General features: G+C 45.3%; 9 protein-coding genes, 3 tRNA genes and 3 rRNA genes. 4 read left to right on the top strand and 11 right to left on the bottom strand.

Going from position 1 to position 16,407, the window contains the following annotated elements:
• The first annotated feature begins 98 nt into the window (after window positions 1-98).
• Window positions 99-1,502, top strand: a complete 1,404-nt coding sequence (yegQ, locus tag BCU34_RS01265) for a tRNA 5-hydroxyuridine modification protein YegQ (RefSeq protein WP_102479359.1) — start codon at window positions 99-101, stop codon at window positions 1,500-1,502.
• Between the two features lie 28 nt (window positions 1,503-1,530).
• Entirely contained in the window at window positions 1,531-1,785 is a 255-nt protein-coding gene (locus BCU34_RS01260; RefSeq protein WP_004735061.1) for a YfhL family 4Fe-4S dicluster ferredoxin, read from the top strand.
• 40 nt (window positions 1,786-1,825) lie between these two features.
• On the opposite strand, the gene BCU34_RS01255 is transcribed toward BCU34_RS01260, so the two are convergent.
• From BCU34_RS01255 to rluD, 11 genes are all read right to left on the bottom strand, one after another.
• Window positions 1,826-2,134: a hypothetical protein gene (locus BCU34_RS01255; protein ID WP_048658856.1), complete on the bottom strand. Its 309-nt coding sequence runs from the start codon at window positions 2,132-2,134 to the stop codon at window positions 1,826-1,828.
• A 273-nt stretch (window positions 2,135-2,407) separates the two neighbouring features.
• Complete coding sequence (gene mepA / locus BCU34_RS01250; protein ID WP_048669225.1) at window positions 2,408-3,247, bottom strand: penicillin-insensitive murein endopeptidase; 840 nt, start codon at window positions 3,245-3,247, stop codon at window positions 2,408-2,410.
• A 187-nt stretch (window positions 3,248-3,434) separates the two neighbouring features.
• Window positions 3,435-3,511, bottom strand: a tRNA-Trp gene (locus BCU34_RS01245).
• Between the two features lie 35 nt (window positions 3,512-3,546).
• Window positions 3,547-3,623 (bottom strand) — tRNA-Asp (locus tag BCU34_RS01240).
• Window positions 3,624-3,690: 67 nt separating this feature from the next.
• A 5S ribosomal RNA gene (gene rrf / locus BCU34_RS01235) occupies window positions 3,691-3,806 on the bottom strand.
• 161 nt (window positions 3,807-3,967) lie between these two features.
• Window positions 3,968-6,861 (bottom strand): 23S ribosomal RNA (locus BCU34_RS01230).
• Window positions 6,862-7,200: 339 nt separating this feature from the next.
• Window positions 7,201-7,276, bottom strand: a tRNA-Ala gene (locus tag BCU34_RS01225).
• 76 nt (window positions 7,277-7,352) lie between these two features.
• Window positions 7,353-8,907: ribosomal RNA gene (locus BCU34_RS01220) — 16S ribosomal RNA — on the bottom strand.
• Together the 16S, 23S and 5S rRNA genes with 3 tRNA genes alongside form the textbook arrangement of a ribosomal RNA operon.
• Window positions 8,908-9,492: 585 nt before the next feature.
• Window positions 9,493-12,066 (bottom strand): ATP-dependent chaperone ClpB, encoded by a 2,574-nt coding sequence (gene clpB, locus BCU34_RS01215; RefSeq protein ID WP_048606842.1) that lies wholly within the window; start codon window positions 12,064-12,066, stop codon window positions 9,493-9,495.
• Window positions 12,067-12,208: 142 nt separating this feature from the next.
• Window positions 12,209-12,949, bottom strand: a complete 741-nt coding sequence (gene pgeF / locus BCU34_RS01210) for a peptidoglycan editing factor PgeF (protein WP_102479163.1) — start codon at window positions 12,947-12,949, stop codon at window positions 12,209-12,211.
• 1 nt (window position 12,950) lies between these two features.
• On the bottom strand, window positions 12,951-13,925 hold the full coding sequence (rluD, locus tag BCU34_RS01205) for a 23S rRNA pseudouridine(1911/1915/1917) synthase RluD (protein ID WP_019820953.1): 975 nt from the start codon (window positions 13,923-13,925) through the stop codon (window positions 12,951-12,953).
• 137 nt (window positions 13,926-14,062) lie between these two features.
• Here rluD and BCU34_RS01200 point away from each other — a divergent pair, with 137 nt between their 5' ends.
• Both BCU34_RS01200 and BCU34_RS01195 read left to right on the top strand, forming a co-directional pair.
• A complete protein-coding gene (locus BCU34_RS01200) occupies window positions 14,063-14,791 on the top strand; it encodes an outer membrane protein assembly factor BamD (RefSeq protein ID WP_102479164.1) in 729 nt (242 codons plus the stop codon).
• A gap of 138 nt (window positions 14,792-14,929) precedes the next feature.
• On the top strand, window positions 14,930-16,354 hold the full coding sequence (locus BCU34_RS01195; protein ID WP_346762961.1) for a lytic transglycosylase F: 1,425 nt from the start codon (window positions 14,930-14,932) through the stop codon (window positions 16,352-16,354).
• The last annotated feature ends 53 nt before the right edge of the window (window positions 16,355-16,407 follow it).

The raw sequence follows: 16,407 nt of genomic DNA, 5'->3' as shown, positions 1-16,407 counted from the left end.
GGGCTATCAACCAAACTCGTTTTAGCGTAAAATTTGCGCCCCTTTGATATCACTTGGTGGTATCAACCTGACTTGAGATCAGATTAGAGAACGAAGCAATGACTACACAAAAACCATTTGTACCTGAACTATTATCACCGGCAGGAAGCCTTAAAAACATGCGCTACGCATTCGCCTATGGCGCAGATGCAGTTTACGCAGGCCAGCCACGTTACAGCCTTCGCGTTCGTAACAACGAGTTCAATCACGAAAACCTACAAATTGGTATCGATGAAGCTCATGCTCAAGGCAAAAAGTTATATGTTGTATGTAACATTCAGCCGCACAACTCTAAATTAAAAACATTTATTCGCGACCTTAAACCTATTGTCGATATGGGCCCAGACGCTCTTATCATGTCAGATCCTGGTCTTATCATGATGGTTCGTGAAGCATTCCCGGAGATGCCAATCCACCTTTCTGTTCAAGCAAACGCAGTAAACTGGGCGACCGTTAAGTTCTGGTCAACTCAAGGCGTTGAGCGTGTGATTCTATCTCGTGAGCTTTCTCTTGAAGAGATCGAAGAGATTCGCGAACACTGCCCTGAAACAGAGCTAGAGATCTTTGTTCACGGTGCACTTTGCATGGCGTATTCTGGTCGTTGCCTACTTTCTGGCTACATGAACAAACGCGATCCAAACCAAGGTACTTGCACTAACGCTTGTCGTTGGGAATACAAAACAGAAGCGGCAAAAGAAGACGAAAACGGTCAGATCGTTGAAGCAAACCCTACTGGTGTTGAGATTCAAGAAGTAGAAGTTCAAGACGAACGTCCAGACAACACACTAGGTCTTGGTAAACCAACCGACGAAGTCGTTCTACTTTCTGAGTCACATAAGCCAGAAGAGAAAATGGCAGCGTTTGAAGATGAGCATGGTACTTACATCATGAACTCAAAAGATCTTCGCGCGATCCAACACGTTGAACGCCTAACGAAGATGGGTGTCCACTCTCTGAAAATCGAAGGTCGTACTAAGTCTTTCTACTACTGTGCACGTACAGCACAGGTTTACCGTAAAGCGATCGATGACGCTGTAGCAGGCAAGCCGTTCGATGAAAGCCTAATGGGTACACTAGAGAGCCTAGCTCACCGTGGTTACACTGAAGGTTTCCTACGCCGCCACACTCATGATACATACCAAAACTACGAGTACGGTTACTCTATCTCAGACACTCAACAGTTTGTTGGTGAATTCACAGGTAAGCGCCGCGGTGACCTAGCGGAAGTAGAAGTGAAGAACAAATTCCTAGTTGGCGATAGCTTAGAAATGATGACACCGAAAGGTAACGTTGTTTTCACGCTAGAGATGATGGAAAACCGTAAGTCTGAAGCAGTAGAAGATGCGAAAGGTAACGGTCACTTTGTATTTATCCCTGTACCAGCAGATCTAGATCTCGAGTACGGCTTGTTGATGCGTAACTTGAGCGAAGGCCAAGACACACGTAACGCATCAGGTAAGTAACTTTACTTAGAAAACCGAGAAGTAAGCAATGGCTCTGTTAATCACTGACAAGTGCATAAACTGCGATATGTGTGACCCTGAATGCCCAAATGGTGCAATCACTATGGGTGACAGTATCTTCGAGATCGATCCAGATTTATGTACTGAATGTAAAGGTCACTATGAGAAGCCAACGTGTCAATCTGTATGCCCGATTACCAAGTGCATCATCACTGACCCCAACCATATTGAAACTGATGATGAGCTACTTGAGAAGTTTGTTATCATTCAAGGCTTGACCTAAAAGAGAAAAGGTTCAACTTATTGTAAGTTGAACCTTTTTTTTATCCTGACTTTTCGATTGGATAAATATTGCAGAAGAGCTCTTTTTCAAATTGATATTCGAGTCGCTCCCGCCAATTTATCGACTGAGAAACAGGAACTAGATAAAAGTGTTCCCGCCCAGTGTCAGTCACAAATGCCATTCCATACTGCATCAATTCATAGTGAACATCATTCACGAAGCTAGGGTCTAAGCGTTGTCTACCTGTCAGTTGGGTAATGTCATCTCTCGAAATCGAAATACCAGAACTTTCAGCGTTGAACCTATGTCTTAACCATTCTGAAAATTCCTTGGCACAAATCATAGTCATAGTCTTATCCTTGAATTATCTATCGACGGGTATCAGACTCTGATTTCGCATACTGCATATAAGCCGCATCTTTCACCCCAAAACACTCCATCCCTGACCAAACCTTGTCAAATTCGTCATCGCCGTTGCTGATACCGTAATTGATTTTATTAATATCAAACGATGTTCTTAATCTAGTGTTTATAAACTCTAGACAAAAGTGTGACATTTCTCCAGTTTCAGAGACGAGAAAGCCAGTGTCGTTACCACTGTAATTAACCTTGATAGATACGATTACTTATTAGATATCAAGGCTAAACATTGACTTGGCATCACTTTAACTTTCTTCTTTTTCTTACTTTTTACGACTTTTTTAGGAGGAGGAACAGGTATAGTTTTCGGAGCCCAACTTGCAAGTTCGTCTCCACAACCATCACCTTTAGGAGGGCTTGCTTGGGCTATGCAGTTTGAACTCCCTTCAGGGCACTTCAAGCGAACATGAAAATGTGAATGATGTCCCCACCAAGGTCTGATTTTTCCAAGCCAAGCTCTATCATCTGCGTCAGAATCTTCTTGATCACAAAGGGTTTGCTTAATCACTGGATGAACAAAAATACGCACCACTTTTTCATCTTTCGCTGCATAACGAATAACTTGAAAATGCTCATCAGTCCAATTCGATTGACGCAATTTGTAGTTAGTAAGATCCACAACGCTCACAGGTTTAGGCACAGCTAACTCGTTTTCTGACAATCTCTTACTCGTTAACCTTAACCATATATCAATATCTAACCCGGTTTGATGACTTGAATGACCGGAAGAAAAGCGCCCTCCTCTAGGAAGAGAAATATCACCGACCAATAAATTAGTATTGAGTTTCTCGCTAGTAGTTACACCTAACCTCTCGATAAACTTTATAGCTTCTGTATGACCATAGTAGCGTTCTCTTTGGGGACGAATGATTTGATACCCCAAACCATTAATAGGTAGAGCCTGTGCTCCATCAAGGCAGCCATTAGCATAACTACCTATTGATGAGGTTGAGTTTCTTGTCGGGATTTTTTCTTCTTCCCATGGGGTTGCCAAAGCAGAAAATGAATAAAACAGGACAACTAAAACAAAAGATAACCTCATAACCGTTCCATGTAAGTGATGCATATTATCTATACTAGTCGGCATTCGAGAAGAGTTGACGATTATTGGTAACTTTTTGGGGATAGACAGAGAGGTATTTGAGGTGGAAGAAGCTGAAAGGGGATTATGAAGTATTTCGCCACCAGAAAGTAAAAAGGCTCTAGTCTTTCGACTAGAGCCTTAAATATGGCAGGGGTGGAGAGATTCGAACTCCCAACACGCGGATTTGGAATCCGCTGCTCTGCCAATTGGAGCTACACCCCCTATTTCAGTTTTAAAGAGCTGAAACTCTGAATAAGTGGCGGAGTGGACGGGACTCGAACCCGCGACCCCCGGCGTGACAGGCCGGTATTCTAACCAACTGAACTACCACTCCGCAGTGGTCAACTCACTAAGTGAGCGTCCATATCTCCAGGTTGGTCAACCTAAAGATTTAATTTAAAGCCTGGCGATGTCCTACTCTCACATGGGGAAGCCCCACACTACCATCGGCGCTATTATGTTTCACTTCTGAGTTCGGCATGGAATCAGGTGGGTCCACAATGCTATGGTCGCCAAGCAAATTTTGCTTTTACTTTCAGTTTTTTAAAAACTGAAGGCAAAATAATCTGGAAAGCTGTTTTTGTTCTCTTCAAACTCATTCAAGCGTTTGTACTTTGTTTCTGCTTTTAAAAAGCGGAGACAAATAGTTTTGAGTCCACAAAACCCCTTGGGTGTTGTATGGTTAAGCCTCACGGGCAATTAGTACAGGTTAGCTCAATGCCTCGCAGCACTTACACACCCTGCCTATCAACGTCGTAGTCTACGACAACCCTTTAGGACGCTTATAGCGTCAGGGAAAACTCATCTCAAGGCTCGCTTCCCGCTTAGATGCTTTCAGCGGTTATCGATTCCGAACTTAGCTACCGGGCAATGCCATTGGCATGACAACCCGAACACCAGAGGTTCGTCCACTCCGGTCCTCTCGTACTAGGAGCAGCCCCTTTCAATTTTCCAACGCCCACGGCAGATAGGGACCGAACTGTCTCACGACGTTCTAAACCCAGCTCGCGTACCACTTTAAATGGCGAACAGCCATACCCTTGGGACCGACTTCAGCCCCAGGATGTGATGAGCCGACATCGAGGTGCCAAACACCGCCGTCGATATGAACTCTTGGGCGGTATCAGCCTGTTATCCCCGGAGTACCTTTTATCCGTTGAGCGATGGCCCTTCCATTCAGAACCACCGGATCACTATGACCTGCTTTCGCACCTGCTCGAATTGTCATTCTCGCAGTCAAGCGGGCTTATGCCATTGCACTAACCACACGATGTCCAACCGTGTTTAGCCCACCTTCGTGCTCCTCCGTTACTCTTTGGGAGGAGACCGCCCCAGTCAAACTACCCACCAGGCACTGTCCGTAACCCCGATTCAGGGGCCAACGTTAGAACATCAAAACTACAAGGGTGGTATTTCAAGGACGACTCCACCACATCTAGCGACGCGGTTTCAAAGTCTCCCACCTATCCTACACATGTAGGTTCAATGTTCAGTGCCAAGCTGTAGTAAAGGTTCACGGGGTCTTTCCGTCTAGCCGCGGGTACACTGCATCTTCACAGCGATTTCAATTTCACTGAGTCTCGGGTGGAGACAGCGTGGCCATCATTACGCCATTCGTGCAGGTCGGAACTTACCCGACAAGGAATTTCGCTACCTTAGGACCGTTATAGTTACGGCCGCCGTTTACCGGGGCTTCGATCAAGAGCTTCGACCGAAGTCTAACCCCATCAATTAACCTTCCGGCACCGGGCAGGCGTCACACCGTATACGTCATCTTACGATTTTGCACAGTGCTGTGTTTTTAATAAACAGTTGCAGCCACCTGGTATCTGCGACTCTCGTCTGCTCCATCCGCAAGGGACTTCACTGATAAGAGCGTACCTTCTCCCGAAGTTACGGTACCATTTTGCCTAGTTCCTTCACCCGAGTTCTCTCAAGCGCCTTGGTATTCTCTACCCGACCACCTGTGTCGGTTTGGGGTACGATTCCTTACAATCTGAAGCTTAGAGGCTTTTCCTGGAAGCATGGCATCAATGACTTCACTACCGTAGTAGCTCGACATCGTATCTCAGCGTTAGTAGCGGTCCGGATTTACCTAAACCACCCGCCTACGTACTTGAACCTGGACAACCGTCGCCAGGCCCACCTAGCCTTCTCCGTCCCCCCATCGCAATTGTAAGAAGTACGGGAATATTAACCCGTTTCCCATCGACTACGCCTTTCGGCCTCGCCTTAGGAGTCGACTTACCCTGCCCCGATTAACGTTGGACAGGAACCCTTGGTCTTCCGGCGAGGGAGTTTTTCACTCCCTTTATCGTTACTCATGTCAGCATTCGCACTTCTGATACCTCCAGCAGCCCTTACAGACCACCTTCAACGGCTTACAGAACGCTCCCCTACCCCACATACCCTAAGGTACGTAGCCGCAGCTTCGGTGTATAGCTTAGCCCCGTTACATCTTCCGCGCAGGCCGACTCGACCAGTGAGCTATTACGCTTTCTTTAAATGATGGCTGCTTCTAAGCCAACATCCTGGCTGTCTGAGCCTTCCCACATCGTTTCCCACTTAGCTATACTTTGGGACCTTAGCTGGCGGTCTGGGTTGTTTCCCTCTCCACGACGGACGTTAGCACCCGCCGTGTGTCTCCCGGATAGTACTTACTGGTATTCGGAGTTTGCAAAGGGTTGGTAAGTCGGGATGACCCCCTAGCCTTAACAGTGCTCTACCCCCAGTAGTATTCGTCCGAGGCGCTACCTAAATAGCTTTCGGGGAGAACCAGCTATCTCCAGGTTTGATTGGCCTTTCACCCCTAGCCACAAGTCATCCGCTAATTTTTCAACATTAGTCGGTTCGGTCCTCCAGTTGATGTTACTCAACCTTCAACCTGCCCATGGCTAGATCACCTGGTTTCGGGTCTAATCCTAGCAACTGTACGCCCAGTTAAGACTCGGTTTCCCTACGGCTCCCCTAAACGGTTAACCTTGCTACTAAAATTAAGTCGCTGACCCATTATACAAAAGGTACGCAGTCACACCACGAAGGTGCTCCTACTGCTTGTACGTACACGGTTTCAGGTTCTATTTCACTCCCCTCACAGGGGTTCTTTTCGCCTTTCCCTCACGGTACTGGTTCACTATCGGTCAGTCAGTAGTATTTAGCCTTGGAGGATGGTCCCCCCATATTCAGACAGGATATCACGTGTCCCGCCCTACTCGTTTTCACTGATGATGAGATGTCGATTACGGGGCTATCACCCTTTATTGCGGCACTTTCCAGAGCCTTCATCTGTCTCATTAAAAGCTTAAGGGCTAATCCAATTTCGCTCGCCGCTACTTTCGGAATCTCGGTTGATTTCTCTTCCTCGGGGTACTTAGATGTTTCAGTTCCCCCGGTTTGCCTCCTGTTGCTATTTATTCACAACAGGATACTTACTTATGTAAGTGGGTTTCCCCATTCAGGAATCCCAGACTCAAAAGGTTATTACTACCTAATCTGGGCTTATCGCAAGTTATTACGCCTTTCATCGCCTCTGACTGCCAAGGCATCCACCGTGTACGCTTAGTCACTTAACCATACAACCCGAAAGGGTTTCTATTTGCTTTCACTTTAAAAAGTGAAGACAAATAATCGTATGGCAACTAACCAAGGTTTTTGGTTGTCATTAAGAAGGGTTAATTCTCAATGACTGTTTGCCGGACTCAATTGTGAATCAAACTAAGTTTGATTCGAATACAAGACACTTGAATGTGTTTGTTGTGTTTACCATAAAGGTAAACATTGAGAACTTTTAAATTTGATTGAATTACTCGTAAGTAATCAATCAGTCAGCTTTCCAAATTGTTAAAGAGCTAGATTTTTCTAATTAAAGAAATAACCATTTTTAAAGATTCTTAAGGAAGAACACTTAAAGATGGTGGAGCTATGCGGGATCGAACCGCAGACCTCCTCGCTGCCAGCGAGGCGCTCTCCCAGCTGAGCTATAGCCCCATCTGGAAAAGTATTTCCTACTCTTAACTTATTAAACCATCAATCTGTGTGGACACTTATCGTGAGTATCTTCGTATAAGGAGGTGATCCAGCCCCAGGTTCCCCTAGGGCTACCTTGTTACGACTTCACCCCAGTCATGAACCACAAAGTGGTGAGCGTCCTCCCCGAAAGGTTAAACTACCCACTTCTTTTGCAGCCCACTCCCATGGTGTGACGGGCGGTGTGTACAAGGCCCGGGAACGTATTCACCGTAGCATTCTGATCTACGATTACTAGCGATTCCGACTTCATGGAGTCGAGTTGCAGACTCCAATCCGGACTACGACGCACTTTTTGGGATTCGCTCACTATCGCTAGCTTGCTGCCCTCTGTATGCGCCATTGTAGCACGTGTGTAGCCCTACTCGTAAGGGCCATGATGACTTGACGTCGTCCCCACCTTCCTCCGGTTTATCACCGGCAGTCTCCCTGGAGTTCCCGACATTACTCGCTGGCAAACAAGGATAAGGGTTGCGCTCGTTGCGGGACTTAACCCAACATTTCACAACACGAGCTGACGACAGCCATGCAGCACCTGTCTCAGAGTTCCCGAAGGCACGCCTGCGTCTCCGCTGGCTTCTCTGGATGTCAAGAGTAGGTAAGGTTCTTCGCGTTGCATCGAATTAAACCACATGCTCCACCGCTTGTGCGGGCCCCCGTCAATTCATTTGAGTTTTAATCTTGCGACCGTACTCCCCAGGCGGTCTACTTAACGCGTTAGCTCCGAAAGCCACGGCTCAAGGCCACAACCTCCAAGTAGACATCGTTTACGGCGTGGACTACCAGGGTATCTAATCCTGTTTGCTCCCCACGCTTTCGCATCTGAGTGTCAGTATCTGTCCAGGGGGCCGCCTTCGCCACTGGTATTCCTTCAGATCTCTACGCATTTCACCGCTACACCTGAAATTCTACCCCCCTCTACAGTACTCTAGTTCACCAGTTTCAAATGCAGTTCCGAGGTTGAGCCCCGGGCTTTCACATCTGACTTAATGAACCACCTGCATGCGCTTTACGCCCAGTAATTCCGATTAACGCTCGCACCCTCCGTATTACCGCGGCTGCTGGCACGGAGTTAGCCGGTGCTTCTTCTGTTGCTAACGTCAAGAGATAGCGCTATTAACGCTACCCCCTTCCTCACAACTGAAAGTACTTTACAACCCGAAGGCCTTCTTCATACACGCGGCATGGCTGCATCAGGCTTTCGCCCATTGTGCAATATTCCCCACTGCTGCCTCCCGTAGGAGTCTGGACCGTGTCTCAGTTCCAGTGTGGCTGATCATCCTCTCAGACCAGCTAGGGATCGTCGCCTTGGTGAGCCATTACCTCACCAACTAGCTAATCCCACCTAGGCATATCTTGACGCGAGAGGCCCGAAGGTCCCCCTCTTTGGCCCGTAGGCATTATGCGGTATTAGCCATCGTTTCCAATGGTTATCCCCCACATCAAGGCAATTTCCTAGGCATTACTCACCCGTCCGCCGCTCGACGCCCATTAACGCACCCGAAGGATTGTTAGTGTCGTTTCCGCTCGACTTGCATGTGTTAGGCCTGCCGCCAGCGTTCAATCTGAGCCATGATCAAACTCTTCAATTTAAGATTTTGTCGGCTCAATGAATACTGACTTCAAAACTACAAAAAGTAATTCTAAAGCTATTATCTTTCCAACAGAAAGATAATGAATTGACTGTGCCAAATACCTTCTTTCTACAAGAGAAAGTAGTTATTTGTATTGGTCACTCAGTTCATTGAAACCAAAGTTGATTCCGAAGAATCTGTTTTATCTAACGATAAAACGTTTTGATATTCATCAACGAGTGCCCACACAGATTGATAGGTTTAAATTGTTAAAGAGCTTTACTTGTTGAGCGTTCCTTTTAATAAGGAGCCTCTCGAAGTGGACGGCCATTCTAGCGAATTGGATTCCAGTGTCAAACACTTTTTCCAGCTAATTTTTCAAAGCATCTTAAATGCTTATCACCGTCTCGTCATTCAGTTCAAACCGCTTGGTTATCCTTGGCAACGGAGGCGCATTATAGAGAGAATAATCCTTTGCACAAGGCCAAAAACGAAAAAAAAACCGCCACCGGCGACCGTTCGAACACTATTCACACAAAGCGTTCAAAATAGGTACGATTACACCTTGATTTTGGCCAATCGTACCTACAATTCTTACTTAAACTACTGGTGAGCAATAATGCGGTCGTTGTTTACTAATAGTTGTACTTTTTTATCTGGATTAATTTTTCCTGCCAATATTGCTTTCGCTAAAGGGTTCTCGACACTTTGTTGAATCGCTCTTTTCAAAGGTCGTGCACCATATACTGGGTCAAAACCGACTTGAGAAATTAACTTGAGTGCTTTATCCGAGACTTCAAGCTCATAACCATTGTCTTCCATTCGCTTCTTGAGGTGCTCAAGCTGAATAGCGGCTATCGATTGAATGTGCTCTTGACCTAATGGGTGGAACACAACGCTTTCATCAACTCGATTCAAAAACTCAGGACGGAAATGTTTGCCTACTACTTCCATCACCTCATTCTTTATTCCTTGGTAATCGAGCGTATTGAAGTTCTCTTGAATTCTCGAAGAGCCAAGGTTCGAAGTCATGATCACTACCGTGTTTCTAAAGTCGACGGTCCGACCTTGTCCATCAGTTAAGCGTCCATCATCAAGAACCTGTAATAAGATATTGAAAACATCAGGATGCGCTTTCTCTACTTCATCTAGCAAAATCACTGAGTAAGGCTTGCGACGCACGGCTTCTGTTAAGTAGCCACCTTCTTCATATCCAACGTAACCCGGAGGAGCACCAACCAAACGAGCAACAGAGTGTTTCTCCATAAACTCAGACATATCGATGCGCACCATTGCATCGTCACTATCAAACATGAAGTTTGCGAGTGTTTTACATAACTCGGTTTTACCAACACCAGTTGGGCCAAGGAATAAGAAGGAGCCAATCGGCTTGTTCGGATCAGATAAACCAGCACGGCTACGACGAATCGCGTTCGATACCACTTCTACTGCTTCCGCTTGACCAATAACACGCTTGTGCAGAACACCTTCCATTTTAAGAAGCTTCTCTTTCTCAGCCTCTAGCATTTTAGAAACAGGGATACCTGTTTGCTTCGATAGTACGTCTGCAATTTCTGCATCCGTGACCTTATTACGTAGTAAGGTCATCTCTTGCATCTCAGCTTGAGTCGCAAGATCTAACTGCTTCTCTAATTCTGGGATTCGACCATATTGCAATTCAGACATTCGGTTAAGATCACCAGCACGTCTTGCAAAATCCATATCCATGCGAGCTTGTTCTAACTCGGACTTGATGTGTTGTGTGCCAGAAAGTGCGGCTTTCTCTGCATTCCACACTTCTTCGAGCTCTGCGAAATCTCGTTCTTTATCAGAAAGCTCTTCTTGTAGTGTTCGAAGGCGTTTTTCACTGGCTTCGTCATTCTCATTAGTAAGAGCTTGCTGCTCGATCTTTAACTGAATGATCTTACGCTCGAGCTTATCTAGTGACTCAGGTTTTGAGTCGATCTGCATACGAATACTCGAAGCCGCTTCATCAATCAGATCAATCGCCTTATCTGGCAACTGACGGTCAGAAACGTATCGATGAGATAAGGTTGCCGCTGCGACAATCGCTGGGTCGGTAATTTCTACATGATGGTGAAGTTCATAGCGCTCTTTCAAACCGCGGAGAATTGCGACTGTGTCTTCCACGGTTGGCTCATCGACTATCACTTTTTGGAATCGACGCTCTAACGCGGGATCTTTCTCTATATACTGGCGATATTCATCGAGTGTCGTTGCACCTACACAGTGAAGTTCACCACGAGCCAATGCTGGTTTCAGCATATTACCCGCATCCATAGAGCCTTCACCCTTGCCCGCACCTACCATGGTGTGAATTTCATCGATGAAGAGAATGATGTTGCCCTCTTCTTTTGATAATTCGTTAAGAACTGATTTCAAACGTTCTTCAAATTCACCACGATATTTAGCACCGGCAATCAAAGAGCCCATATCTAACGAAAGTACACGTCGGCCTCTCAAACCTTCCGGCACTTCATTGTTGATAATACGCTGCGCTAAACCTTCGACTATCGCTGTTTTACCGACACCAGGTTCACCGATAATGACAGGGTTATTCTTAGTACGGCGTTGAAGTACTTGGATAGTGCGACGAATTTCGTCATCTCGGCCAATTACCGGATCAAGCTTGCCTTGCTCTGCTCTTTCCGTCAGATCAATGGTGAACTTCTCTAGCGCTTGACGTCTGTCTTCCGCATTCGGATCATCGACCTTTTGGCCGCCACGAACTTGTTCAATTGCTTGAGATAATTTTTGCTCGGTAAGACCTAGCTCTTTAAGTAGGTTTCCTAAAGGGCCTTTGTCTTCAATGGCAGCAAGTAGGAATACTTCTGAAGATATGTAACTGTCTTGACGCTTTTGCGCGACCTTATCACATAGATTAAACAGCGTTCCCATCGCATTCGATAGCTGAACGTCACCACCAATGCCACTGACTTTAGGCACTCGGTCTAATATTTCGCTCAATTTAGAACGTAATTGAACCACATCAATATTCAGCATGGTGAGCAATGGACGAATTGCACTACCATCTTGATTCAGCAAAGACACCATTAGGTGTACAGGTTCTATATATTGGTGATCACGACCTAATGCGAGTGACTGAGCATCAGATATCGCAATTTGGAATTTACTAGTGAATCGATCGAGACGCATGCCAACCTTCCTACTCTTAGATATGTTTATCTTATGCTTAGAAGATGGATACGGTAACGCGGATTTTCAAGGGATAAGAATGAAGAATAGAGTTTATATGAAAATATAAATGGGCTGGATGGCTAGTTGCACTAGCTAAAGATTACTCTAACCAAATAAAAGTAGCTTGGCGTCCCGTAATGCCATCACGACGATAAGAATAGAACGCATCCGCATCAGCGAAGGTGCATAGATTGGAGTCTATCACAGAAGTTACATCAACTTTGTTCAGTCGTTGCGTTGCAAGCTGAGACATATTCGCTAGCCATTTACCCTGTTCAGGCTTGGCTTTAAATGCAAGCTTAGCTTGAGGGTCAAAGCTAACAAACGCTTCCAACACATCATCGCCGACTTCAAAGGCTTGTTTGCCTATTGCAGGCCCAAGCCAAGCAATGATCTTATTCTCTGAATCTAGTTTCGAAAACTTTGCGACGGCATTTTCAAGAATTCCACCAGCAAGACCACGCCAACCAGCATGAACGGCAGCAACTTGAGTGCCTTTCGTATCAGTAAGGATTACAGGTAAACAATCAGCTGTCATCGCAGAACAAACAACACCTTTAGCAGTGGTAAATGCACCGTCAGCATCAAGAATATCCACCGTAGGTTGTAAAACCGTAACAACATCTGTTGAATGGGTTTGATTTAGCCATACCGGAGTTGCCGGCATGTTCGCTTGCTGCTTAAGCCAAGTTCTATTGTTTTCAACAAGCGAAGCATCATCCCCAACATGCGTACCTAGGTTTAATCCTTGATACGCACCAGTAGAAAAGCCACCTACACGTGTCGACGCAAATGCCTTCACGTTATTGGGTGCATTCCAGTTAGGGATGATCAACGACATATTAAATGTCTTCTTCTTTATTTTCGCGAGCATCAACACGTAACGCTTCAGCCATCACAACCATGTCATTTGGCACAGGAGCGTGGAACTCAACTTCTTCACCTGTAATTGGGTGAACAAATTTAAGCATGACTGCGTGCAGTGCTTGGCGGTCAAAAGAACGAATCATTGTTGTTAGTTCTTCAGATGCACCTTTTGGAATACGAGCACGGCCACCGTATGCAACATCACCTAGCAGCGGGTGCTGAAGGTATGACATGTGAACACGGATTTGGTGAGTACGACCCGTTTCTAGGCGTAGACGAATACGAGTATGCTCGCGGAAGTGCTCAGCAACACGGTAGTGAGTTACCGCTGGCTTTCCTAATTCATTTACGTCCATTAAGGTACGCTTAGTTGCATGACGGCTAATGCCTTTCTCTACAACACCACCAGCGGTCATTTTACCAATTGCAATTGCTTCATATTCACGAGTAATACGACGCTTAGCAAGAGCACGCACAAGACGAGTTTGAGCTGGAACCGTTTTAGCCACAACCATAAGGCCTGTTGTGTCTTTATCAAGACGGTGCACAATACCTGCACGAGGCACTTCTGCAATCTGTGGGTAATGGAAAAGCAATGCGTTTAGTATGGTTCCATCCGGTGTGCCTGCGCCTGGGTGTACAACCAGATCGCGAGGCTTATTGATAACCAATAAGTCATCATCTTCGTAGACAATGTCTAGAGGAATATCTTGTGCTTCCCAGCGTTCTTCATCTGCAAGTTCAGCTTGCAAGATGATCTCTTCACCGCCCAAAACCTTAACGCGCGGCTTAGTAATAACTTCGCCATCCACTTGGATTTTGCCGTCAAGAAGCCACTCTTTAATGCGAGAGCGAGAAAAATCGGTAAATAGTTCAGCGACAGCTTGGTCTAAACGTTGACCTAACTGGCTGCTTTTTACTGTGTCTGTTAATGTGATCTGCTGAGCCATATCGAACTTTTTTAAAAACCGTGAGACTAATACCCATTAGTATGGATAAAATAGAATAATTGCATCATTGTATCTGTTACTGGTTAGAAAGTAACGGAAGCTTACGAAATATTTAATTCAAGGAATCGACGCCTGACATGAAACACCTTACTTTATCGGGTCTATTAGCCGTATCACTCTTGGTTGGTTGTTCAAGTAGTGAAGAGATAGTGCCAGATGTACCGCCATCGGTTCTCTACTCTGACGCTCAAGAATCACTACAGAGCGGTAGCTGGCTTTCAGCAATAGAAAAGCTAGAAGCCCTAGACTCACGTTACCCATTCGGCGCCTATTCTGAGCAAGTACAGCTCGATCTGATTTACGCTTACTACAAAAATGATGACTTGGCACTTGGCCTTGCTACCATTTCACGTTTCCTACGTTTGAACCCAACTCATGAGAAACAAGACTGGGTTCTTTACATGCGCGGCTTAACGCACATGGCGCAAGACCTAAACTTCATGCACGATATTTTCAATATCGACCGTAGTGACCGAGACCCTGAGCCAGTGAAACTCGCTTTTGCAGATTTCAAGCGACTACTCGAACGTTTCCCTAGCAGCCCTTATGCTGAAGATGCACAAAAACGCATGTTCGCACTTAAGAACCGCCTAGCAGAATATGACTTAGCAACTGCGGACTTCTACCTACGTCGCGAAGCGTGGATTGCTGCTATTAACAGAACACAAGAGTTGCAAAAGACTTACCCAGATACCGTTGCTGCGCGTAAATCTTTAGAGATTCAGCTAGAAGCTTATAAACAACTAGGCCTAGATGATGCTGTGTTAAGAACTGAAAAGTTGATTGAGTTAAACCCACTACCTTAATCAACTTCTTACATCTCAACCCAAAAAGCGCGCTAGTTTACTAGCGCGTTTTTTTTGACCACATATCGCAAACTTGATGAATCGCATAATACACGGTATCTTCAAAAGATAACTTTTAACAAAACATCAACATGGAGTGTGGATGTGAGTAGGTTGTTATTATTTATCTGGATATCGCTATTTAGCCAATTATCCTACGCATTAGAACTGTCCCCATTAAGCAATAAGCCTTACATGGGTGATTTGGATGTGCTCAAAACCAAAGGAACGGTTAGAGTGCTCGTATCTGCCGATCTTGGTTTCTATTACATCGAGGATGGTAAGCCAAAAGGCATCGTGGCAGAAATGCTCTACCACTTTGAAAAAAGTCTTCGTAAAAAACACCCCTACCTCAATGTTCAAATCATCCCCGTACAACGAGATGATCTACTTCCCTCTTTAGAATCTGGCTATGGTGATGTCGCTGTCGCGAACCTAACGATCACCGACAAACGATTACGAAGCATCGATTTTTCAGATCCGATGATTAAAGATGGTAAAGAACTAATTATCACAGGGAAAAAGGCCGAACCTATCACCGAAATCAAGCAATTGAGCGGCAAAGAGGTGTGGATACGTGCAAGCTCGAGTTACTTCGAGAGTGTACAAAGAATCAATAAAGAGCTTAACAAATTAGGTTTACCACCACTGCATGTCCACTTCATTGAAGAATCACTGCAAGACTACGAGCTGATAGAGTTGGTTAACCAAGGTTATATTCAGGGCACAATTCTGGACAGCCACAAAGCAAAGCTCTGGATAGATGTAATGGAAAACATTCAAGTGCATCATGATTTGCCCTTACGTGAAAATGGCCAAATAGCATGGGCATTGAGAAAAAACAGCCCTCAGTTAAAGAAAGAGATAAACAAATACGTCAAGACTGCACGAACAGGTACCCTACTTGGAAATGTTATCTATCAGAAATACATCGACAACACTCGCTGGTTAGGTCGAGCACTCAACCCAAATAAAATAGACCGAGTGGCTAAGCTGTCAGATGTCTTTGAAAAGTATTCGAGTAAATACGAATTCGACCCTTTGATGATGTCTGCACAAGGTTTCCAAGAGTCTGGGTTGGATCAAAGCAGAGTTTCTCATCGTGGGGCTATTGGTGTGATGCAGGTATTACCAAGTACCGCCAAAGATAAAAACGTCAACATAAAGAACATCCATAAGGTGGATAACAATATCCATGCGGGTGTGAAATACATGCGTTTTATCAAAGACCGATATTTTGACGACCCGGCAATATCACCCGACAATCAAATCTACTTTACCTTGGCTTCTTATAACGCAGGTCCCGCTAAGATCAGAAAGATGAGGCGCCTTGCTAAGCAGAAAGGCTACAACCCAAACATCTGGTTTAAAAACGTAGAAATCATCACTCGCAAGTACGTGAGTAAAGAACCCGTAACCTATGTTGCCAACATCAATCGCTACTTCGTAATCTATAAACAATTACAAGCTATCAATGCCATCCGAGAAGACGGCACAGCGAGATTACTGAACACTAACGATTAGGATCGCCTCAATCAATCCCCAGCTGGAGAGCTAAAGGGGATTAGGTAAGTCTA

This window comes from Vibrio sp. 10N.286.45.E10 (assembly GCF_002874195.2).
Lineage (GTDB): Bacteria > Pseudomonadota > Gammaproteobacteria > Enterobacterales > Vibrionaceae > Vibrio > Vibrio crassostreae.
The sequence above is the reverse complement of the archived record's forward strand: the minus strand, read 5'-3'. Positions and strand labels throughout refer to the sequence as shown.

Excerpts from the sequence above, each read along its gene's own strand:
- pgeF (WP_102479163.1), bottom strand. The coding sequence starts at position 12,949 with ATGTCGTTGATCATCCCTAACTGGAATGCACCCAATAACGTGAAGGCA.
- mepA (WP_048669225.1), bottom strand. The coding sequence starts at position 3,247 with ATGAGGTTATCTTTTGTTTTAGTTGTCCTGTTTTATTCATTTTCTGCT.
- yegQ (WP_102479359.1), top strand. The coding sequence starts at position 99 with ATGACTACACAAAAACCATTTGTACCTGAACTATTATCACCGGCAGGA.
- rluD (WP_019820953.1), bottom strand. The coding sequence starts at position 13,925 with ATGGCTCAGCAGATCACATTAACAGACACAGTAAAAAGCAGCCAGTTA.
- BCU34_RS01255 (WP_048658856.1), bottom strand. The coding sequence starts at position 2,134 with ATGACTATGATTTGTGCCAAGGAATTTTCAGAATGGTTAAGACATAGG.
- BCU34_RS01200 (WP_102479164.1), top strand. The coding sequence starts at position 14,063 with ATGAAACACCTTACTTTATCGGGTCTATTAGCCGTATCACTCTTGGTT.
- BCU34_RS01260 (WP_004735061.1), top strand. The coding sequence starts at position 1,531 with ATGGCTCTGTTAATCACTGACAAGTGCATAAACTGCGATATGTGTGAC.
- clpB (WP_048606842.1), bottom strand. The coding sequence starts at position 12,066 with ATGCGTCTCGATCGATTCACTAGTAAATTCCAAATTGCGATATCTGAT.